The organism is Bradyrhizobium sp. 41S5, from assembly GCF_011516665.3.
In the GTDB taxonomy this organism is placed as follows: domain Bacteria; phylum Pseudomonadota; class Alphaproteobacteria; order Rhizobiales; family Xanthobacteraceae; genus Bradyrhizobium; species Bradyrhizobium quebecense.
This window is the reverse complement of sequence record NZ_CP083721.1, coordinates 511,635-531,550: the sequence shown is the minus strand read 5'-3', so window position 1 is coordinate 531,550 and position 19,916 is coordinate 511,635. Positions and strand designations below refer to the sequence as shown.

Here is a 19,916-nt window from a genome sequence, read left to right as displayed (position 1 = left end):
CGCGAGCCCTCCGCCTGCACCTGCGGCCCGATGGATTCCAGGCTCATCGCTTCGCGATGCCCTCAGGTGCGCAATTGCGCACCGCGAATGACGCGGGGAGATATCTCGCATGACTCTTACAACCACCTCCCCCACCGCCCGCGCCCGCATCGACTGGACGCGCCCCGTGCTGTGGCTGTTCGCGGCGGTGCTCGTGCTGTTGATCCTGCTGCCGCTGTCGTGGCTCGCGGTCTACGCTTTCACCGACAAGAACCGCCATCCGACGCTGCAGAACTTCGTTACGCTGTTCAGCAATCCGGACTTCCTCGATCCGCTGCTGACCACCGCGATCATCGCGACGACGTCGGCGCTGATCTGCTGCATCGTCGCGGCGCCGCTCAGCTGGCTGGTGTCGCGCACCGATATGCCGGGCCGGCAGACCATCCGCGCGCTGGTGACGGCCTCGTTCGTGACGCCGCCGTTCCTCGGCGCGGTCGCCTGGGAGTTGCTGGCGGCGCCGAATTCGGGGCTGCTCAACCAGCTCTACCGGCTGTTCGCAGGCGAGGATGCCGACGCGCTGTTCAACATCTACTCGATGACCGGGATCATCTTCGTGATCTCCTGCTACACGTTCCCGTTCGTGTTCGTGCTGGTGGCCAATGCGCTCGACACCATGCCGGGCGAGCTGGAGGACGCCTCCGCGATCCTCGGCGGCAATGCCTGGACCACGGCGCGGCGGGTCACCATCCCGCTGGCGCTGCCCGCTTTGGTCGCGGGCGCCTTGATCGCCTTCCTGCAGGCGATGACGCTGTTCGGCTCGCCGGCGATCCTGGCACTGCCGGCCGGCTTCCACACCATGACGACCAAGATCTGGAGCCTGTTCCAGTATCCGCCGAAGCTCGAGCTCGCGGCCGCCGCCGCGGTACCGCTGCTGGTGCTGACCATCCTGCTGCTGCAGGGCCAGAAGGCGCTGCTCGGCCGCCGCGGCTATTCGGTGATCGGGGGCAAATATGGCGCGCCGCGCCGGGTCGAGCTGCGCGGCTGGCGCTGGGCCGCGCTCGGCTTCTGCCTTTTGGTCCTGCTCAATCCCGTCTTCCTGCCTTACCTCGCGCTGCTCAACGCCGCATTCTCGCCGAACGCCACCACGCTGGTGACGCCGTCGACCCTGACCTTGCACAACGTCGTCTTCGTATTCACCGAGCTGTCGTCGACCCAGCTCGCGCTCAAGAACACCGTGATCCTGGGCACCGCGACCGCGACGATCGGCACCCTCCTCGCGCTGGTCATCGCCTATGTCACGACGCGGAAGGTGATCGCGGGCCACCGCATCCTCGGGTTCCTCGCCACGGCGCCGGTGGCCGTCCCCGGCATCGTGCTCGGCGTCGGCCTTTTTCTAAGCTACACGCGGCCGCCCTTCGTGCTCTACGGCACGCTGTGGATTCTGCTGCTGGCGTTCCTCACCATCAATTTGCCGTCGGCCTATCAGCAATTGCAGGCGGCATTCACGACCATTCATCCCGAGCTCGAGGAGGCGAGCCGCATCCTCGGCGCGACGCGGCTGCAGGCGCTGCGCCAGATCACCGCGCCCCTGCTGCGTACCGGCGTGATCGCGACCTGGTGCTTCATCTTCATCGGCGTGATGCGGGAACTGTCGGCGGCGATCGTGCTGTTCACCTCGCAGACCAAGGTGCTGTCGGTCCTGATCTACGATCTCAACGAAGGCGGCGACCTCGCCGCGATCGCGGTGCTCGGCATCGCGATGCTGGTGATCACATTCGCCGTGGTGCTGGCGGTGAACCAGATCCCGATGTCCGGCGGCAATGCAGGCGCGAAGCTGCGCAACGGGTAGCTCGACCTCTCAGCGCAATGCCGTCGAGCGCGCGGGAATGCGCGCCCCATCTGGCAATCGCCACATTCGTCCCGATATAAAGCGGAACCCCGCACCATGAGGATCGTGTGACAAAATCCGCCACCACAACATCGCCCCCTGTCGCGCCGCGCCGGCCGCATTCCTTCACCACCCACGGCATCACGGTGACGGACGACTATGCGTGGATCAAGGATCCGAAATGGCAGGAGGTGCTGCGCGATCCCTCGATCCTGGATCCTGACATCCGGACCTATCTCGAAGCCGAGAACGGCTACACCGAGAGCCTGCTCGGCCACACCGACGGCTTGCAGAAGCGGCTGGTCAAGGAGATGCGCGGGCGGATCAAGGAGGACGATTCCAGCGTGCCGTCGCCGGACGGTCCGTTCGCCTATTTCCGCAAGTTCCGCGAGGGCGGCCAGCATGAATTGTACTGCCGCACGCCGCGCGATGGCGGCGACGCGCATGTCGTGCTCGACGGCGACGCGCTGGCAAAAGACCACAAATATTTCAAGTTCGGCGGCAGCCGGCATTCCAACGACCACCGCCTGCACGCCTGGAGCGCCGACACCAAGGGCTCCGAATATTTCTCGATCCGCGTGCGCGACTGGGCAACTGGCGGCGACCGGGACGACCTCGTCGAGGAAACCGACGGCGGCGTGGTCTGGGCCGCGGATTCCAGAAGCTTCTTCTATGTCAAGCTCGACGACAATCACCGCCCGATGCAGGTGTGGCGGCACAGGCTCGGCACCACGCAGGCCGACGACACCCTGATCTATGAGGAGCAGGATTCCGGCTGGTTCACCCATCTGCACGAGAGCGCGAGCGGCCGCTTCTGCGTGATCGCCGGTGGCGACCACGAGACCTCGGAGCAGCGATTGATCGATCTCGCCAATCCCGACGCGCCGCCGCGGCTGGTCGCGGCGCGCGAGGAAGGCGTGCAATATTCGATCGCCGACCGCGGTGACGAGCTCTTCATCCTGACCAATGCCGACGACGCGATCGACTTCAAGGTCGTCACCGCGCCGCTTGCGTCGCCGGAACGCGCCAACTGGCGCGACCTGATTCCCTATCGCGAGGGCGTCTATGTGCTCGACGTCGAGCTCTATGCCGGCCACATGGTGCGGCTGGAGCGCGCCAATGCGCTGCCGGCGATCATCATCCGCGACCTCAGGAGCGGGGAGGAGCACGCGATCGCGTTCGACGAGGCGGCCTATTCGCTCGACACCATGGGCGGCTACGAATTCGACACCACCAATCTGCGCTTCGTCTATTCGTCGATGACGACGCCGTCGGAGGTCTATGACTACGACATGGCGACGCGGACGCGTGTCCTGCGCAAGCGGCAGGAGATTCCCTCCGGCCACAACCCGGCCGACTACGTCACCACGCGCATCATGGCGACGTCGCATGACGGCGCGCAGGTGCCGGTCTCGATCCTGCACCGCAAGGACTTTGCCCGTGACGGCAACGCGCCGCTGCTGCTCTATGGCTACGGCTCCTACGGCATGGCGATGCCGGCCTCGTTTGCCGCCAACCGGCTGTCGCTGGTCGACCGCGGCTTCGTCTATGCTATCGCGCATATCCGCGGCGGCGCCGACAAGGGCTGGGGCTGGTATCTCGACGGCAAGCGCGAGAAGAAGACGAACACGTTCGACGATTTCGCTGCCGCCGGGCGCGCGCTGATCGAGGCGAAATACACGGGTGAAAAACGCATCGTCGGCCATGGCGGCTCGGCCGGCGGCATGCTGATGGGCGCGGTCGCCAACCGCGCCGGCGAGCTGTTCGCCGGCATCGTCGCCGAGGTGCCGTTCGTCGACGTGCTCAACACCATGCTCGACGACACGCTGCCGCTGACGCCCCCGGAATGGCCGGAGTGGGGCAATCCGATCGAGAGCGAGAAGGATTTCCGCACCATCCTGTCCTACTCGCCGTATGACAATGTCGCGGCAAAGGACTATCCGGCGATCCTCGCGATGGGCGGGCTCACCGATCCGCGCGTAACCTATTGGGAGCCGGCGAAATGGATCGCGCGGCTGCGCGCCACCATGCGCAGCGGCGGCCCGGTGCTGCTGCGGACCAACATGGGCGCCGGCCACGGCGGCGCCTCCGGCCGCTTCAACCGTCTCGACGAGGTCGCGATCGTCTACGCCTTCGCGCTGTGGGCAGTCGGGATGGCGGACAAGGCCGAGGTGTAAGGTGCCGGTTGGCTTGCGCGGTCCCCTCCCCATCGTCGTCCGGCGAAGGCCGGGACCCATACCGCGTGATCTATCGAGCAAGGAAGTCGCAGTACCACGGCACACAACGCAACTGCCAGTCTTGGCCAAACTCCTCCCTGTGGTTCTGGGTCCCTGCCTTCGCAGGGACGACAGTGGAATGTATGGCGGTCGCTCATCAAGACGGCGGAATGTGTGGCGATCGCCTATCAAGAACGACGGCGGAGAGTGAGCCGCTAGCGCCCCTTCGCCTTCCGCCAGACCGCGAAATCCTTCAGCGTCTGCTCGTCGGTCGCGGGATAGAGGCCGAAGATGCCGCGGCCGTTCTGGACCTGTTCGGTGACGAAATCCTCGAACGCGGTCATCTCGAAGGTCTCGTTCGCGATCTCGTCGGCGAGATGCGCCGGGATCACGATGACGCCGTCGCTGTCGCCGAGGATCACGTCGCCGGGGAACACCGGCGCATCGCCGCAGCCGATCGGGACATTGATCTCGATCGCTTGGTGCAGCGTGAGATTGGCCGGTGCGCTCGGGCGATGATGAAACGCCGGGAAGCCGAGCCGGGCGATCTCGGCCGAATCCCGGAAGCCGCCGTCGGTGACGACGCCGGCGCAGCCGCGCTTCATCAGCCGCGTCACCAGGATCGCGCCGGCCGAGGCCGCGCGGGCATCCTTGCGGCTGTCCATGACCAGCACGCTGCCCGGCGGGCAGTCCTCGATCGCCTTGCGCTGCGGATGCGCGCGGTCGCGGAACACCTCGATCGTGTTGAGATCCTCGCGCGCCGGAATGTAGCGCAGCGTGAAGGCCTCGCCGACCATGGTCGGCTGATCCGGGCTCAGGGGATATACATCCTGGATCATCTGGATGCGCAAGCCGCGCTTGAACAGCGCGGTCGCAACCGTCGCGGTGGAGACGGATTTCAGCTTGTTGCGGGTGGCGTCGCTGAGTTTTGACATGACTTGCTTGCTCTCTCCATTCGTCATTCCAGGATGCGCCGAAGCCGCAGGCCCGGGATCCATCTCACCACAGCGCACGCGGCACAATGGATTCCGGGCTCATCGCTGCGCGATGTCCTCAGGTGCGCAATTGCGCACCGGGGAATGACAGCATCAATAGATCGATGGCTCGCCCACCGGTTTGCCAAAGCCGGTCTCGAGGAAATCGAAGTCGCAGCCTTCATTGGCCTGCTTGATGTGCTTCGAGAACATCCAGCCATAGCCGCGCTCGAAGCGTTTCTCAGGCTGCTTCCATTCCGCGCGGCGCTTGGCCAGCTCCGCCTCCGGCACATCGAGATCGATGGTGCGCGCGGCGACGTCGAGCGTGATGCGGTCGCCGTTCCTCACCAGCGCCAGCGGGCCGCCGATATAGGATTCCGGCGAGACGTGCAGGATGCAGGCACCGTAGCTGGTGCCGCTCATCCGCGCATCCGACAGCCGCACCATGTCGCGCACGCCCTGCTTCACGAGCTTGGTCGGGATCGGCAGCATGCCCCATTCCGGCATGCCGGGCCCACCCTGCGGGCCGGCATTGCGCAGGATCAGCACGTGATCCGCTGACACGTCGAGATCGGGGTCGTCGACCGCCTTCTTCATCGACGGATAGTCGTCGAACACCAGCGCCGGCCCGGTGTGCTTGAGGAAGCGCGGATCGCAGGCACTCGGCTTGATCACGCAGCCGTCCGGCGCGAGGTTGCCCTTCAGCACCGCCAGCGCGCCCTCCTTGTAGATCGGGTTGTCGACGGTGCGGATGACATCGTCGTTATGGACCTCCGCGCCTGCGATGTTCTCGCCGAGAGTCTTGCCCGTAACGGTCATGCAGTCGAGATGCAGATGCTGCTTGAGCCGGTTCATCAGGCCGGGCAGCCCGCCGGCGTAGAAGAAATCCTCCATCAGATAGAGGTCGCCGCTCGGCCGCACATTGGCGATCACGGGCACCTTGCGGCTCGCGATCTCGAAATCATCGAGCGAAATGTCCTGGCCGGCGCGGCGCGCCTGCGCAATCAGATGGATGATCGCGTTGGTCGAGCAGCCCATCGCCATCGCGACCGTGATGGCATTCTCGAAGGCCTTGCGGCTCTGGATCTTCTGCGGGGTGAGATCCTCCCACACCATCTCGACGATGCGGCGGCCGGCTTCCGAGCTCATCCGGATGTGGTTGGCATCGGCCGCGGGGATCGACGAGGCCCCGGGCAGCGTCATGCCGATGGCTTCGGCGATCGCGGTCATGGTCGAGGCCGTGCCCATGGTCATGCAGGTGCCGTAGCTGCGGGCGATGCCGGCCTCCATGTCGACCCAGTCCTTGTCGGAGATCTTGCCGGCGCGGCGCTCGTCCCAGTATTTCCAGGCGTCCGAGCCGGAGCCGAGCGTGCGCCCCTTCCAGTTGCCGCGCAGCATCGGACCGGCCGGCAGATAGATCGCCGGCAGGTTCATGCTGGTGGCCCCTAGCAGCAGGCCGGGCGTGGTCTTGTCGCAGCCGCCCATCAGCACCACGCCATCGACCGGATGGCCGCGCAACAGCTCCTCGGCGTCCATCGCCAGCATGTTGCGGTAGAGCATCGTGGTCGGCTTCAGCAGCGATTCCGACAGCGACAACGCCGGCAGCTCCAGCGGAAAGCCGCCGGCCATCAGCACGCCGCGCTTGACGTCGTCGACCCGGCTCTTGAAGTGCATGTGGCAGGGCTGCGCGTCCGACCAGGTGTTGATGATCGCGATCACCGGCCGGTCGCGCCACTCCTCCGGCGCGTAACCCATCTGCATCGCGCGCGAGCGATGCCCGAAGGCTCTGAGATCGTCGGGCGCAAACCAGCGCGCGCTGCGCAATTGATCCGGGGTCTTGTTCTTCTTGGTCATCTTGGCGCCATATGCTTCGATATTGAGTGTTTCGATATCGCGTGTCTCGATACTGCTCGCCCGCGCGCGGTCTCGGCACGCATCCCCTGCGCCTCGCGTATACAGGATTTTCGGACCTGTCGTCCCGCGCGCGGCGCAGACGTGCCGTTCGCCGCCCGTGTGCCGGGCATGCGCCGCACAAACCCTGCGATGTCGAAATCGGAGCGTAAACCGGGCTGGGCCGGCCCTGGCTTACTTTTGCTGCGCCGTCATCACGATGCGGACGAGGTCGGCGGCGTTGCGCGCACCCAGCTTCTTCATGATGTTGGCGCGGTGATCCTCGATGGTGCGCGGGCTGATCCCGAGGTGACGCCCGGCCTCCTTGTTGGAAGCGCCCGCGGTGAACTGCTCGAGCACCTCGCGTTCGCGGCGGGTCAGCGGTTCGCGCCCCGGAAAGTGCAGCGAGGCGATGCGCGATGCCGAGGTCTCGGCCTGGCGCCTGGTATAGGCGTCGATCGCCTCATTGAGGCGGCTGACGATCTCGTTGCCGCGGAACGGCTTCTCGATGAAGTCGAGCGCGCCGTTCTTGATGGCGCTGACCGCCATCGTGATGTCGCCCTGACCGGAGATCATGAAGATCGGCGCCGGATAATCCTCGCCGTGCAGTTCCTTCAGAATATCGAGGCCGGATTTGCCGGGGATATGCACGTCGAGCAGGATGCAGGCCGGCGTCCGGCTGCGCGCCACCGCGAGCAGCGCCGCGCCGTCCGCAAAGCAGATCACCTTGTAGCCGGCGGTCGACAGGACCACGGAAAGCGTCTCGCGAACGGCAGGGTCGTCGTCGACTACAAAGATTTCCCCGCGAGGAGCGCCATTCTCAACCATATGTCTCGTCCATCAGTGGTGAAGCGTGCTGCCCAGACTGCACAAGAAGTAACTCGACCATCTCGATCAATGGACCCGTATTTGTACGGGACGTCCGCTTAACGCACAAGTAGCACCGCGTTCCCTAAAAGTGGGGGCAGTGGAGAAACATGCATGGAAAATGCAGCGGCGGACGGCGTTGCGGTGTGCCTGGACGAGGGCAGCGATCCCTACAGCCTGATCGTGATGGACCTGGTCGCGCTGATCGGCCATGTCCAGGCGAGCCTGCGGCTGATCGAGGCGGCGATTGCGCGCGAGGCATTTCTGGCGGAGCAGGACGCCGCCGCCGACATCTTCGTGCTTGACGACGTCACCCCGCGCTACGCCGTGGCGTCCACGGCCCTGAAGGCCTGCGACGCCGGTCTCGGCATGGCGCTCGATCGGCTGCGCGATCCAGAGGCGCTAGCGCGTCTCCTGAACTGATCAGCCGGACCGGCCGCCACCGAATTCGGCGCCATCGTGCAGATTGTGCCGACGACGCCCCAACCCTCGAGGCGGCCATCCGTTCCACATTCGGATTGACGGCAGGCATCGACCATCCAGCCGGGTCAGGCCTTCTTCACGTCAGGCCTTCTTGATATCAGGCTCTGGCCCGCTCTTCGTCGGAGCCCGACCGCCGCTTGCTCGGCTTGCCCTTGAGGAAGCTGATGTCCATTTCGGTGCCGTTGACACGGACCAGCTCGCAGCGGCGATAGGCGAGCCCGGTCGACGACAGCAAGAGGAAGAACTCCTTCAGGTTGAGCCCCTGAATGGAACCCTCGACGGTCAGCGCCGCGTCATTGTCCGAGATGGCATTGAGCTGGCAGTCGCGCCGCCAGGTGCCGTCGATGGCCATGATGCAGACATCGACGCCCCGGCTGAACGTGACACGCTCAATGGATTTGCCGTCCTCCGTCATCGCTCAATATCCGACCGCCATGGCAGTCCTCGGCATCGCAAGCGCAGGCCGCACCCCGCTCGGCCGGTACAGGCCACGCCGCTCGGGAATCGGCTTGAAGGTATCGGTCAGGCCGACCACGGTTTCGGCGGCGCCGAGCACCAGGAAGCCGTCGGCCTCCATCAACCGGGCGAGCCGGTTGAAGATGTTGATCTTGGTGTCCTGATCGAAATAGATCAGCACGTTGCGGCAGAAGATCACATCGAACGTGCCGAGCTGGGAGAAATCGTGCAGCAGATTGAGCGGACGGTGCTGCACCATCGCGCGCAACTCGGGATTGATCTGCCAGAGTTCTCCCGACTGCTTGAAATACTTCACCAGCATCTGGATCGGCAGCCCGCGCTGCACCTCGAACTGGCTGTAGATGCCGGCTTTCGACTTCTCCAGCACCTCCTGCGACAGGTCGGTCGCCGTGATCTCGACCCGCCATCCCGCCAGCGCTGCGCCCATCTCCTTGAGGCACATCGCCAGCGAGTAGGGCTCCTGGCCGGTCGAGCCGGCGGCGCACCAGATCCGGACGCTGCGGCGCGCGGCACGCGCCTTCAGGACCTCGGGCATGATGGTGTCGCGGAAATGATCGAACGGCACCTTGTCGCGGAAGAAGAACGTCTCGTTGGTGGTCATCGCCTCGACCACCTGGACGGTGTGCGTGGACGAGCCGGCCCTGATCTTGGCGATCAGGTCGGGAATGCCGGACAGACCACATTTGCGCGCCAGCGGCAGCAGGCGGCTCTCGATCAGATATTGCTTGTCCGCGGACAGGTCGAGACCGGAATGGCCCTTCAGGAGCTTACGCAGATACTCGTAGTCGGGGGGCGTCACGGGAGCCTCGCAAAGACAAAGGGTGAAACTGGGTATTAGGCTTCGGCCGGCGCATCGAGCGCCAGCAGACCCACTTCCTGGAATTTCGCGATCACGATGTCCTTGTCGAACGGCTTCATGATGTACTCGTTGGCGCCGGCATGCAGCGCCCGCGAGATGTGGTCGATGCCGTTCTCGGTGGTGCAGAACACCACCTTCGGCACATCGCCGCCGGGCATGCGGCGGAGTTGCACGAGGAATTCGAAGCCGTCCATGACGGGCATGTTCCAGTCGAGCAGCACCGCGTCCGGCATCGCCTGCTTGCAGGCTTCGAGCGCGACCGCGCCGTCCTCGGCTTCGATGACGGTGAATTCCATTCCTTCGAGGATGCGGCGTGCGATTTTTCGCACCACACCGGAATCGTCGACGACAAGACATGTCTTCATATGTTGGCCTCCTTGTAGAGTCCGCCGTCTCCGCGGCGGAGCGTTATGCTGCAGCAAGTGTCTTCGGCACCAGTTCGAGCACGCGATCGACATCGAGGACGACCATGAGCTGGCCGTCGAGGCGGTGAACACCGCCGGCGAGCCTGGCCATGCGGGGATCGAGGTTGACCGGATTGTCCTGGCGGCTGTCGTCGGGCAGCCGCAGCACCTCGCCGATCTGGTCGATCAGCAGGCCGTAGGATTCACCGCGCTGGTCGACGCCGACCGCCATCGGCGGCGTGCCGTCGTCGGCCTTCGGCAGGCCGAGCCGGGCCCGCATGTCGACCACGGTGACGATGCGGCCGCGCAGATTGAGCACGCCGGCGATCTCGCTGGAGGCCAGCGGCACCCGCGTCAGCCGCTCCGGCATGAACACGTCCTGCACCCGCGAGATCGGCAGCCCGAACAGCTGCCCGCCGATCACGGCAGTGACGTATTCGGCCATCGCGCCTTCACTGGTCTCGGTCTTGCTGCTCATCGATGCTGTTTCCCTGGATTCCGTCATGCCGCCCGGCGCAGTTCGGCGGTCTGCTCTTTCAGCGCCGCGATCAGCCCGGGACGATCGAACTTGGCGACATAGTCGTGGAAGCCGGCCTGGCGGCCGCGCTCGATCGCCGCCGGCGACACCATCGCCGACAGCGCGATGATCGGCAGCCCGATGAGGTTGTGGTCAGAGCGGATGTTCTCGGCGAACTCGAAGCCGTTCATCTCGGGCATCTCGATGTCGGTCAGCACGACGTCGAAGGCCTGCCCCGAGCGCAGCGCGGCGAGCCCTTCCTGCGCGCCTCCCGCGGTCCTGACCTTGTAGCCGGCGGCCTTCAGGACCGGGGCCAGCATGTTGCGGAAGAACGCCGAGTCATCGACCAGCAGCACCGACTGCGCCGAGGCCGACGGGCGCATCTCCTTGCGCGAGAACCAGTCGGCGAACGCCATCGGCAGGAAGTGGCCGACGTCGATCACCTCGGTGGCCTGGCCCTTGATCACGGCCGAGCCCAGAATGCCGTCCTGCGAGCCCGCGACCTCGATGTTGAGCCGCTCCTCGACGATGTCGATGATCTCGTCGACCACGAGCCCCATCGAGCGGCCGTCGTCGGCGAACACCAGGATCGGCTGCGACCCCTGCGTCTGCACCTCGACCCCGGCCATCTGCACCAGCGGCATCAGCTGCTCGCGGTACTGCACCATGTAGCGGCCGTTCGAGAGCTCGATCTTGTCGGTTGCGATCTCCTCCAGCCGGGTGACGAGGCCGAGCGGCACCGCCTTGGGCTGGCTCGAACCGGCGCGGAACACCAAAAGCGAGGTGAGCTGCTCGCCGCTCAAGGTATGCGCGGCGGCATTGTCGTCGGCCATGTCATGGGCCGCCGCGCTGGAGGCGCCGAGCGCCTTGGCAATCCCATTGGGGTCGATGATCATGATGACAGCGCCATCGCCCAAAATGGTGTTGCCGGAGAACATGTCGATGTGCCGCAGCTTGGTCGACATCGGCTTGACCACGATCTCCTCGGTGTGGAACACGCCGTCGACCACGATGCCGAAGGTCTGGCTGCCCACTTGCGTCACCACGATGAAGCCGTTCTCGGCATCGCTGGTCGCGCCGTCGTCGATCTTCAGGAGCTTCTTCAGATGGATCAGCGGCAGCAGCTTGTTGCGCAGCCGCAGCACTGCCGTATCCTTGATCCGCTCGATGCGGTGCTCGGAGTTGGCGCGGGCCCGCACCAGCTCGACCACCGAGAGCTGCGGGATGGCAAAACGGTCGCCGCCGGCTTCCACGATCAGGGCGGAGACGATCGCAAGCGTCAGCGGGATCTTGATGGTGACGGAGGCGCCCTCGCCGGCCACGCTCTTGATATCGATGGTGCCGCCGATCTGGTCGATATTGGTGCGCACCACGTCCATGCCGACGCCGCGGCCGGACACCGAGGTCACCTGCGCGGCGGTCGAGAAGCCCGGCGCGAAGATGAACTTGTGGATCTGGGCTTCCGTCATCTTCTCCAGTTCGGTCTCGGTGACGAGACCGTTCTGGAGTGCCTTAGCCTTGATCCGCTCGGTGTTGAGCCCGCGGCCATTGTCGGCGATGCAGATGATGATGTGGCCGCCTTCGTGATAGGCGCTGAGGCGAATGGTGCCCTGTTCGGGCTTGCCGGCAGCGACCCGCTCGGCGGTGGTCTCCAGGCCATGATCGGCGGAGTTGCGCACCATGTGCGTCAACGGATCCTTGATCAGGTCGAGCACCTGGCGGTCGAGCTCGGTGTCGGCGCCGTGCATCTCGAGCTCGATCTGCTTGCCGAGTTCGCCGGAGAGATCGCGGACGATGCGCGGCAGCTTCTGCCAGGCATTGCCGATCGGCTGCATGCGCGTCTTCATGACGCCTTCCTGCAGCTCGGCGGTGACGTTGGAGAGCCGCTGCAGCGGCACCTTGAACTCGGTGTCCTCGTTGCGCCTCGAGATCTCGAGCAGCTGGTTGCGGGTCAGGACCAGCTCGGAGACCATGGTCATGAGGTGTTCGAGGGTGTCGACATTGACCCGGATCGACTGGTTGGCGATCTTGTCGCCTTCCTGGACGTCCTCGGTGGCGGCCTTGCGGGCTGGCTTCTTCGCAGCCTCGGCCGGCTCGGCTGCGGGGCCAGCGGCGACGGGCTTCGCGACCGGCGCGGGTGCTGCGACTTCGATCTCGGTCTCGCGGAAGGCGCGCTCGAGTTCGTCGAGCGAGACCTCCCCCGGGCGCAGCGGACGCTCCAGCGTCTGCACCACCAGCGTGCCTTCGGTCATGGCCGGTTGCACCGACGGGGCTTCGACGACGGGCACATCTTCTTCAGCAACAGCCATCGCCACCATGCCGTGCTCGACCATCGCTTCCAGCTGATCGATCAGGTCGCGGTCGTTGCCCTCCGGCTCGGCCTCGGTCGCCTCGAGCCCGCCAAGGATCTCCTTGATGCGGTCGATCGAGGACAGGATCAGCGTCACGGCTTCCGCCTTCACCGGCATGCCGTCGCGGAATTTGCCCATCAGGGTCTCGCCGGCGTGCGCCAGCGCTTCCAGCCGCGGCAGCCCGAGGAAGCCGCAGGTCCCCTTGATCGTGTGCACAAGCCGGAAAATGTTATCCAGGATCTTCGCGTTGTTCGGATCCTGCTCGAACTGCACCAGCTGATTGTCGACCGTATCCAGGCTCTCGCTGCTCTCCGTCAGGAACTCGCGCAACAGATCGTCCATGAATCGGTCCCCTCAAGGTGCTACGGAACGCTCGCCTTGCATCGATAACTTGGCCGGCTTCACGGCGACGTTAATTTTGTCGTCCGTGCAAATACGGACGATGAAGCCCTTCAAGAACGGACGCATCACGACATCACGGCCGGCTTCACAGCAACAGGCCCTTACCACCCGGACGGGAAAGAGCCCGTTCCACCTGTCGTCGCAATTTGAACGAAAATCCAGCGAAACGCTGGCGGCCATGACATCCGCCTGCATCAGGACGCGATCGCCCATGGGTTGAAACCGGCGGGCTGGTTAAGCAAAACCAAAAGCAAAGGCGGCGGAGTTTCCTCCGCCGCCTCGATAGTCGTTGTCTGTCGCGGCTACGCTTAGCGGAGCAGCTGCAGCACGCTCTGCTGCGACTGGTTGGCCAGAGCCAGCGCGGACACCGCGATCGACTGGCGGGTCGACAGCGCCTGGCTGTTGGCCGCTTCCTCGTTGGTGTCGGCCAGCGTGAGGTTGGACGAGCCGGTCTGCAACACGTTGATCAGGTTCTTCGAGAAGTCCTGGCGGATCTGCACGATCGACAGGTTCGAACCGAGGGTCGAAGCCTGGGTGCGCAGCAGACCGCTCGCGCTGTTGAGCGTCTTCAGCGTGGCGTTGGCCGAAGCGTTGTCGATGAAGTCCGTGCCAGCGGTCAGCTTGGTGAGGTTGAGGCCGGAGGCATCGAAGGTGACGCCCTGGATCTTCAGCGTCGAGGAGCCCGTCTCGTTGAAGGTCAGCTTGAGCTGATCGCCATTGAGCAGGTTGATGCCGTTGTACGACGCGTCCTGGGCGGTCGTGGTGATCTGGTCCAGGATGTTGTTGTACTGGTTGACCAGGTTGGCGCGGTTCGCCAGCCCATTCGGATCCTGCACCGGGGCGCTGCCCACAAGGGCGTTGAACAGCTTGCCGGCGCCGGCTGCCGTGCCACCGATCGTGCCGATGGTCGCGGACGCAGCATCGTTGGTGGTGCTGATGGTGAGCGCTCCGCCCGCGCTGAGCGACGCCTGCAGGTTGTTCGCGGACAGTGCGTTGTTCAGGTCGTTGAGGGACTTCACCTGGCCCGCGCCGCTACCAAACGTAATGTTGGTGGCCTTGCCGTTGCCGGTCGCGCCGATCGTCAGCGTCAAACCATCCAGCGGCGAAGGCGTTGCCACGGTGCGTGCCTTGGTTCCGGCGGTAAGGCCGAAAGCGGCGAGGCCCGAGCCGGAGATGTTGAGATCCTGGTTGGTGCCGGTGCTGATCTGGAGCGCACCAGCCGCCACGGTGGAGGCGGTGGCCGTGCCGGTGATGCCGTCGATCGCGGTGAGCAGGTCGCCGACCGTCAGCGTGCTGCCCGCGCCCGTGCCGAGGGTCACGTTGCCCGACGAGTCCGTCGTCGCGGTGGTCTGCGAGGTCGAGAACGTGATCGACTTGCCGTTGACGCTGATCGTACCGGTCGGGGTCGCCGCCAAGGTATCGGAGTTGGTCGCAGTGACGAGCTTGGTGGCGGCGGTGATCGGCGCGGGCACCGTGAGATTGTTGTTGACGACCGTACCAGCCAGGGTGGCATTGCTGTAGGTGGCGGTGCCGCGGATATCGTCGGTGGTCGCGCCAGTGACCACGGCGGTCGTCACCTGCGATTTCTGGGAATAGCCGACCGCGGCCTGCAGGGCCTGATTGGCGACCGACTTGGCGCTGTCGACGAGCTTCTGCAGCGAGGTGATGCCCGTGTTGGCAGCCTGCAGCACCTGCACGCCGTTGCCGATTCCGTCCAGCAGGTTGTTGATGTCGCTGGCGCGGTTGTCGAGCGACTGCGCCGTGAAGAAGTTGGTCGGATTGTCGAGAGCGGTGTTGACCTTCTTGCCGGTGGACAAGCGGTTCTGCGTGGTGGCGAGCAGGTCGGCCGTCGACTGCAGCGAAAGCAGGTTTTGACGGACCGATGCCGAGAGGACGATGCCGGACATACTGATACCCTTCTGGATGAACACGATTGACGCGACGCCGTAAATTTCGCACGGCGACCGGTGCCACACTGGTCCGTCCGCGCTACCCGTTCGTTAAAGGGCCGCTCCGTACAAATACCCAGAATGGCTTTGCCGGTAATTCTACGGCCGCCGGCGCAGACGCCCGGCCGAGCGGCGCGCATCCGCCGACGGATCAATCTCGTGACGGCGAATTTGTCCTCGCATTTGCGGGACTTGCCACATGCTCGCGTTGCCGACCGCGCGCTTCAACATCCGCCACGGCAATCGCGACGGCGCACGCTGAGGTACGCATGAGAGTTAATGGAAATCAATAAATGCGAGACAATGCCGCAACCATCTCGTCCGGGATGCGCGGCATTCGAATCGCCTCGCACATCGCGCAGGCCGATGCGATTGCCGACCGTCTGCCCCCTAGAGGGTATAGAGTTCGCACCACAACCCTTGTGCTATTGGACAGGCAAGCTATGTTCGCACTCCACACGCCAAGAGTAGGTGATGCGAGACCGTAGTGCTCCCGCCCTCGGCAGGAGCCCCAATGTCTGCGGTATCGCGTCCGCCCAATCGTCTGTTGCAAGCACTTCCCTCCACGGAATACGCGCAACTTCATCCCCTTCTGGAAACCGTCGACCTGACCAAGGAAACGGTGCTCGCCGATGCCGGCGCGCCGGTGCAGCGGATCTATTTCCCGCACGGCGGCGTGGTCTCGATGATGGTCAATCTGTCCGACGGGCAATCCGTCGAGATTGCAACCATCGGTCGTGACGGCATCGTCGGCGCATCCGCCGCCCTGCATGAGCGGCCGCTGCTCGCCGACGCGATTGTCGTGGTGCCGGGCACGGCATCGATGGTGCGGGCGGAAGATTTCCGCGAGGCCGCCAATCGCAGCGCGGAGTTCCGGACCCTGGTTGCTCTGTATGAGCAGGCGCTGATGGCGCAGACACAGCAATCCGTCGCCTGCAACGTGTCGCATCCGGTGGAGGCGCGGCTATCGCGCTGGCTGCTGCGCGCGCGCGACCTGTGCGGCAGCGAAGCCTTGCCGCTGACCCAGGAGATGCTGGCGCAAATGATCGGTGTCCGGCGCAATGCGGTTTCGATCGTCGCGCATGGGTTTCAGCAGGCCGGTATCCTGCGCTACAGCCGCGGCCATATCGAAATCACCGATATCGACGGTCTGCGGAAGGCGGCGTGTGAATGCTATGCGACCGTCAAGGTGCACGCCGAACAATTGATCGGGCCGGAAGATTGATCGGGGCGGCGCGCACGCTCAACTGATTGCCAGGCCACACAAACGCGATCCCGCGGCGATATGTATTCCTAATGGAACCAAGATATGTTTCCATTGGAACTAAGACGTGCCAGAATAAGTTGCATAACGGCTCAACTGCACGCGAAAATCCTGATAACCAGAGACAAGCTTTGCCGGGAGGCCGGAGGTTGCTTTGGATACGGTTCCGCGATCGCCCAACGGATTTTTGTCTTCGCTCTCGGAGAGCGATTTTGGGCTGATCCGGCCCTATCTGCGGACGATCGACCTCGCCGCCGATTCGGTCCTGATCGAGACCGACGAGATGCTCAAGCGGACATACATGCCGCACAAGGGGGTGATCTCGCTGGTGGTCAAGCTGGCAAGAGGCGTGTGCGTGCAGATCGCGATGGTCGGCCGCGGCAGTATCTATGGTGCGTTCGCGGGGCTTGGTGAAGCCCCCACGCTGAACAGCGCCGTGGTGCTGGTGCCGGGCGTCGCTTCGACGATCGAGGTCGAAGCCTTGCGGACGGCCGCCGGCCAGAGCCCGACTCTGCGAGCGAAGCTGATTCGGCACGGTCTCGCCGTCTATGCCCAGATCCAGCAGACGGCCGGCTGCAACGCCGCGCACACCGTGGAGTCGCGGCTGGCGCGATGCCTGCTGCAGACGCGCGATCTCTCCGGCAGCAACAAGATCGCCCTGACGCAGGAGGCGATGGCCCAGATGATCGGCGCACGCCGCAACAGCGTGTCGCTGGTCGCGCATACCCTGCAACAGGCGAATTTCATCCACTACAGCCGCGGCCACATCGAGATCACCAATGCGGATGGACTGATAAGGACCGCGTGCGAATGCTATGCCACGGTCAAGGCGCAGTATGCGAGGCTGCTGGGCTGCCAGGAAACCGGCGGCTAAAGCGCGATGAGATCAGGTTGAATCGTCATCGCGCTTTGGCTCCCCGTTTGAGCATGATCTTTTCGGAAAACCGCTTCGCACTTTTCCGGATCATGGCTTAGAGCTGCCATTCTTGACGCGTCTTCTTCACGCGAACCGCTACCCGTTTTGCGCGAAAGTGCTCCTGCCGGCGCACATGCCGTACTTCTACGGCGTACGATTTTCACCGTCGGATAACGCTGCATCCGCAAAGTCGCGTCGACGCACGGGGGAGCCGATGTTCACGTACGAGACGACCGACCGGAAGGAAGCCCGGCGCTTCCGCATGGCCCAGTTCAACGGCCGGACCGCCACCATCAGGTCCGCCGGCGCGACAGTCACGGGACGTGTGCGCGCGATCGTCGAAAGCAAGTCCGGCGCAACGGCGGCTTGGGTGGTCACGATCGTTCCTGACGAGCCGAAGACAGCCTCCTCCGCCGCGCGGCTCGCGCCGCGCCTGTGCTTCGCCGCGGAAGACGATTTCTGAGAACCGCGAACACCGCTCAAAGCCCGCTCCGATGGAATCGGACGGGCTCTGGACTTGCGAGGCAGGCTTCGCTTGAAAACGCTCTAGGCGGAATGCAACAAGGCCTTGCGGACCAGATCAGCCGTGTTGCGCGCACCCAGTTTACGCATGGCCTCGGCGCGATGGCTCTCGAACGTGCGCGGGCTGATGTTCATCCGCAGCGCCCCCTGCTTGTTGGAATAGCCGTCGCTGATCAGGCTGAGCACCTCACGCTCGCGCTTGGTCAGCGGCTTGCGGCCTGCCTCCGGCGTGAACATGACATCGGGTGACCGGGCGCCTGCCGGCTTGTCGTCAAGCGGCGGCCTGAGATCGGTGGCCGGTATCGCATTCGGGTAGAGATCGGAGATCTGCTTCAGCATCGCAGACACTCGCTCGGTCTGCTCGAGCGCGTTCTCGATCACCTGCCGCAGATAGACGCCGTTGCCGGGCGCATGCGCGAACTGTTGACTGTGCTGTTTGAGCTCGTTCATGTAGAGCAGCAGCGCCGTCACCGGCCCGTTAAACTGCCGGACGATCGCCGCCCCGGCGTCCGCGGTCACCTGCGTTCGCGGCCCGGCGGCTCCCTGAATCTCAGGCGGCTGCGCCTCGAGCGTCGCGGTTCCGCCTATCCATGGCGGAAGGCGCGCCTCGGCTCGATTGTCATGTTGCGTCATAAGTATGGTTTACCGAAGGTGAACTTGTGGCCGCGTTAACACGGGGCTCCGTAGAACTACGGGTGGCGCAACTGTGACCTCGGGCCCCGACCTGCCAAGCAGGCGCAGATTACCGCTGATTTGGCAACGAATCTCGCTTGTTTGAGTCGAAGGACAGTAGTCTTACGGGACATCGAGGCGCTTTAGCTCGATGATCCCACAGGTGGATCTTTACCTTCCTGAGGCGCTCCCGGCCGCATTCGCTCGCCCCTGGCTTCAGGTTGAAATGGGCGGGATGCGCGCCGCCCGTCAGACATCAAGGACGCCGGAGCCGAGGGAATTTCTGCAGGAACCGTCCCGAAAGGACGAACCTGAACCACCAATACGCCATTCGCCGGGTCGTCATCGACCACCCCTCCGGCCATCAGGATCGCATCGGCTTACCGCACGCCGGCCGCCGCGCGTATGAGACGGATCACATCGGCCCAGAGGTGGCGCGGGAGGGCGTCGGGGCCAGCCGAATGTCAATTTACAGCCCCGGCATGCGCCGCGATGATCGCCGCCTCTCGATCAACAACAAAGGGCGCGACAATGAAGCGAGGGCGGAACGGGCGGAATGGATCCTGGATGACGATTGGGGCGCTCGCCGCAGCACTGCTGTTCGGTACCGGTGCGCAGGCCCAGACCACGCCCCCGACCGGCAATGCAGCGCCGACGTCAGACAGCGCGATCATGGTCACCATCTTCTTCAAGCATGATCAGTCACGCCCGCTCAGTGAGTTGAATGCGCAACTCGAGCGGCAGGGCTTCTACAAGGCGTTTCCACCCGAAGGTGTCGAGGTCGTGAGCTGGTACGTGATGATGGGGGTCGGCCAGGTGGTGACCCTGCGGCTACCGGCCTCGCGGCTGCGCGAGGTCAACCGCGTCATCGAGAACAGTGCCTGGGGCGCCTACCACACTGAGTTCTATCCGACCTACGATTACAAGGCGGTCGGAGTCGACAAGCATGAAAAGGCAAAACAATAGCCGGTCGCAAGAGTAGAGTTGAAGCCATGCGCCGGACTTACCGGTTCTGAATCAGTCAGAACCGGCTCACCTTTGACCCGATGCATTGCCTATGCGTGGGCCCGCGTGCGCTGGCTCAGCCGCTTTGCCAGTGTCCGCAAATCCTTGCGGCGCCCGCTGCAAAGCAAGCGGCTGAATTCGTCGGGATCGATGGAGGCAGGTGGAAGATCGGCTGGGCTGCGTGCGACGCGGCGTAGCCAGGTCAATCGGAAGAGACGCTTGAGCATCTTCATGGTTGTTAGCCCCGATGAGCGTCGTTGTTAAATCGCGGCAATGAAATT

Annotated in this window: 19 protein-coding genes; 7 read left to right on the top strand and 12 right to left on the bottom strand. The window is 64.5% G+C overall.

Features of this window, described 5'->3' with window-relative positions; translation table 11 throughout:
• Positions 1-109: 109 nt before the first annotated feature.
• Together HAP47_RS02595 and HAP47_RS02590 are read left to right on the top strand one after the other, a co-directional pair.
• Positions 110-1,828, top strand: a complete 1,719-nt coding sequence (locus HAP47_RS02595; protein WP_173639563.1) for an ABC transporter permease — start codon at positions 110-112, stop codon at positions 1,826-1,828.
• A gap of 107 nt (positions 1,829-1,935) precedes the next feature.
• Positions 1,936-4,044 carry a S9 family peptidase gene (locus HAP47_RS02590; RefSeq protein WP_173639564.1) on the top strand — a complete coding sequence of 703 codons (2,109 nt, stop codon included), beginning with the start codon at positions 1,936-1,938 and terminating at the stop codon, positions 4,042-4,044.
• Positions 4,045-4,298: 254 nt separating this feature from the next.
• Here HAP47_RS02590 and HAP47_RS02585 read toward each other — a convergent pair whose 3' ends face one another.
• The 3 genes from HAP47_RS02585 to HAP47_RS02575 form a co-directional block, all read right to left on the bottom strand.
• Complete coding sequence (locus tag HAP47_RS02585) at positions 4,299-5,018, bottom strand: ribonuclease activity regulator RraA (RefSeq protein ID WP_173639565.1); 720 nt, start codon at positions 5,016-5,018, stop codon at positions 4,299-4,301.
• 153 nt (positions 5,019-5,171) lie between these two features.
• A complete protein-coding gene (gene araD / locus HAP47_RS02580) occupies positions 5,172-6,911 on the bottom strand; it encodes an L-arabinonate dehydratase (protein WP_173639566.1) in 1,740 nt (579 codons plus the stop codon).
• Positions 6,912-7,142: 231 nt separating this feature from the next.
• Positions 7,143-7,775: a response regulator transcription factor gene (locus HAP47_RS02575; protein WP_173639567.1), complete on the bottom strand. Its 633-nt coding sequence runs from the start codon at positions 7,773-7,775 to the stop codon at positions 7,143-7,145.
• Between the two features lie 153 nt (positions 7,776-7,928).
• Here HAP47_RS02575 and HAP47_RS02570 point away from each other — a divergent pair, with 153 nt between their 5' ends.
• Positions 7,929-8,237, top strand: coding sequence for a hypothetical protein (locus HAP47_RS02570; protein ID WP_173639568.1), 309 nt, complete (start codon positions 7,929-7,931; stop codon positions 8,235-8,237).
• A gap of 157 nt (positions 8,238-8,394) precedes the next feature.
• Here the strand turns inward: HAP47_RS02570 and HAP47_RS02565 are convergent, their stop codons facing one another.
• From HAP47_RS02565 to HAP47_RS02535, 7 genes are all read right to left on the bottom strand, one after another.
• Entirely contained in the window at positions 8,395-8,712 is a 318-nt protein-coding gene (locus HAP47_RS02565; RefSeq protein WP_050404430.1) for a hypothetical protein, read from the bottom strand.
• A 3-nt stretch (positions 8,713-8,715) separates the two neighbouring features.
• Positions 8,716-9,573, bottom strand: a complete 858-nt coding sequence (locus tag HAP47_RS02560; protein WP_173639569.1) for a CheR family methyltransferase — start codon at positions 9,571-9,573, stop codon at positions 8,716-8,718.
• Between the two features lie 35 nt (positions 9,574-9,608).
• Positions 9,609-9,998 (bottom strand): response regulator, encoded by a 390-nt coding sequence (locus HAP47_RS02555; protein WP_173639570.1) that lies wholly within the window; start codon positions 9,996-9,998, stop codon positions 9,609-9,611.
• Positions 9,999-10,041: 43 nt separating this feature from the next.
• The gene (locus HAP47_RS02550; RefSeq protein WP_173639571.1) at positions 10,042-10,515 is read right to left on the bottom strand and encodes a chemotaxis protein CheW; all 474 of its coding nucleotides are present in this window, start codon (positions 10,513-10,515) and stop codon (positions 10,042-10,044) included.
• A 23-nt stretch (positions 10,516-10,538) separates the two neighbouring features.
• Positions 10,539-13,247, bottom strand: coding sequence for a hybrid sensor histidine kinase/response regulator (locus HAP47_RS02545; RefSeq protein WP_173639572.1), 2,709 nt, complete (start codon positions 13,245-13,247; stop codon positions 10,539-10,541).
• A gap of 12 nt (positions 13,248-13,259) precedes the next feature.
• Complete coding sequence (locus tag HAP47_RS02540) at positions 13,260-13,520, bottom strand: hypothetical protein (RefSeq protein WP_173639573.1); 261 nt, start codon at positions 13,518-13,520, stop codon at positions 13,260-13,262.
• A gap of 95 nt (positions 13,521-13,615) precedes the next feature.
• Positions 13,616-15,214, bottom strand: coding sequence for a flagellin N-terminal helical domain-containing protein (locus tag HAP47_RS02535; protein ID WP_173639574.1), 1,599 nt, complete (start codon positions 15,212-15,214; stop codon positions 13,616-13,618).
• A gap of 556 nt (positions 15,215-15,770) precedes the next feature.
• Between HAP47_RS02535 and HAP47_RS02530 the strand changes: the two genes are divergently transcribed.
• From HAP47_RS02530 to HAP47_RS02520, 3 genes are all read left to right on the top strand, one after another.
• The gene (locus HAP47_RS02530) at positions 15,771-16,481 is read left to right on the top strand and encodes a Crp/Fnr family transcriptional regulator (protein WP_231168718.1); all 711 of its coding nucleotides are present in this window, start codon (positions 15,771-15,773) and stop codon (positions 16,479-16,481) included.
• A gap of 193 nt (positions 16,482-16,674) precedes the next feature.
• Positions 16,675-17,394: a Crp/Fnr family transcriptional regulator gene (locus tag HAP47_RS02525; protein WP_173639575.1), complete on the top strand. Its 720-nt coding sequence runs from the start codon at positions 16,675-16,677 to the stop codon at positions 17,392-17,394.
• Between the two features lie 112 nt (positions 17,395-17,506).
• Positions 17,507-17,899 (top strand): hypothetical protein, encoded by a 393-nt coding sequence (locus HAP47_RS02520; RefSeq protein WP_231168717.1) that lies wholly within the window; start codon positions 17,507-17,509, stop codon positions 17,897-17,899.
• Between the two features lie 83 nt (positions 17,900-17,982).
• Here HAP47_RS02520 and HAP47_RS02515 read toward each other — a convergent pair whose 3' ends face one another.
• Positions 17,983-18,591, bottom strand: coding sequence for a helix-turn-helix domain-containing protein (locus HAP47_RS02515; RefSeq protein ID WP_173639576.1), 609 nt, complete (start codon positions 18,589-18,591; stop codon positions 17,983-17,985).
• Between the two features lie 606 nt (positions 18,592-19,197).
• Here HAP47_RS02515 and HAP47_RS02510 point away from each other — a divergent pair.
• Positions 19,198-19,596, top strand: a complete 399-nt coding sequence (locus tag HAP47_RS02510) for a hypothetical protein (RefSeq protein ID WP_231168716.1) — start codon at positions 19,198-19,200, stop codon at positions 19,594-19,596.
• Between the two features lie 89 nt (positions 19,597-19,685).
• Here the strand turns inward: HAP47_RS02510 and HAP47_RS02505 are convergent, their stop codons facing one another.
• A complete protein-coding gene (locus HAP47_RS02505; RefSeq protein ID WP_173639578.1) occupies positions 19,686-19,868 on the bottom strand; it encodes a hypothetical protein in 183 nt (60 codons plus the stop codon).
• Positions 19,869-19,916: the final 48 nt, after the last annotated feature.

Bases quoted from the DNA above. Each gene is read 5' to 3' on its own strand.
- HAP47_RS02515 (WP_173639576.1), bottom strand. From the start codon at position 18,591: ATGACGCAACATGACAATCGAGCCGAGGCGCGCCTTCCGCCATGGATA.
- HAP47_RS02565 (WP_050404430.1), bottom strand. From the start codon at position 8,712: ATGACGGAGGACGGCAAATCCATTGAGCGTGTCACGTTCAGCCGGGGC.
- HAP47_RS02545 (WP_173639572.1), bottom strand. From the start codon at position 13,247: ATGGACGATCTGTTGCGCGAGTTCCTGACGGAGAGCAGCGAGAGCCTG.
- HAP47_RS02530 (WP_231168718.1), top strand. From the start codon at position 15,771: ATGTCTGCGGTATCGCGTCCGCCCAATCGTCTGTTGCAAGCACTTCCC.
- HAP47_RS02505 (WP_173639578.1), bottom strand. From the start codon at position 19,868: ATGAAGATGCTCAAGCGTCTCTTCCGATTGACCTGGCTACGCCGCGTC.
- HAP47_RS02535 (WP_173639574.1), bottom strand. From the start codon at position 15,214: ATGTCCGGCATCGTCCTCTCGGCATCGGTCCGTCAAAACCTGCTTTCG.
- HAP47_RS02510 (WP_231168716.1), top strand. From the start codon at position 19,198: ATGACGATTGGGGCGCTCGCCGCAGCACTGCTGTTCGGTACCGGTGCG.
- HAP47_RS02550 (WP_173639571.1), bottom strand. From the start codon at position 10,515: ATGAGCAGCAAGACCGAGACCAGTGAAGGCGCGATGGCCGAATACGTC.
- HAP47_RS02540 (WP_173639573.1), bottom strand. From the start codon at position 13,520: ATGGGCGATCGCGTCCTGATGCAGGCGGATGTCATGGCCGCCAGCGTT.
- araD (WP_173639566.1), bottom strand. From the start codon at position 6,911: ATGACCAAGAAGAACAAGACCCCGGATCAATTGCGCAGCGCGCGCTGG.
- HAP47_RS02570 (WP_173639568.1), top strand. From the start codon at position 7,929: ATGGAAAATGCAGCGGCGGACGGCGTTGCGGTGTGCCTGGACGAGGGC.
- HAP47_RS02595 (WP_173639563.1), top strand. From the start codon at position 110: ATGACTCTTACAACCACCTCCCCCACCGCCCGCGCCCGCATCGACTGG.
- HAP47_RS02585 (WP_173639565.1), bottom strand. From the start codon at position 5,018: ATGTCAAAACTCAGCGACGCCACCCGCAACAAGCTGAAATCCGTCTCC.
- HAP47_RS02575 (WP_173639567.1), bottom strand. From the start codon at position 7,775: ATGGTTGAGAATGGCGCTCCTCGCGGGGAAATCTTTGTAGTCGACGAC.
- HAP47_RS02555 (WP_173639570.1), bottom strand. From the start codon at position 9,998: ATGAAGACATGTCTTGTCGTCGACGATTCCGGTGTGGTGCGAAAAATC.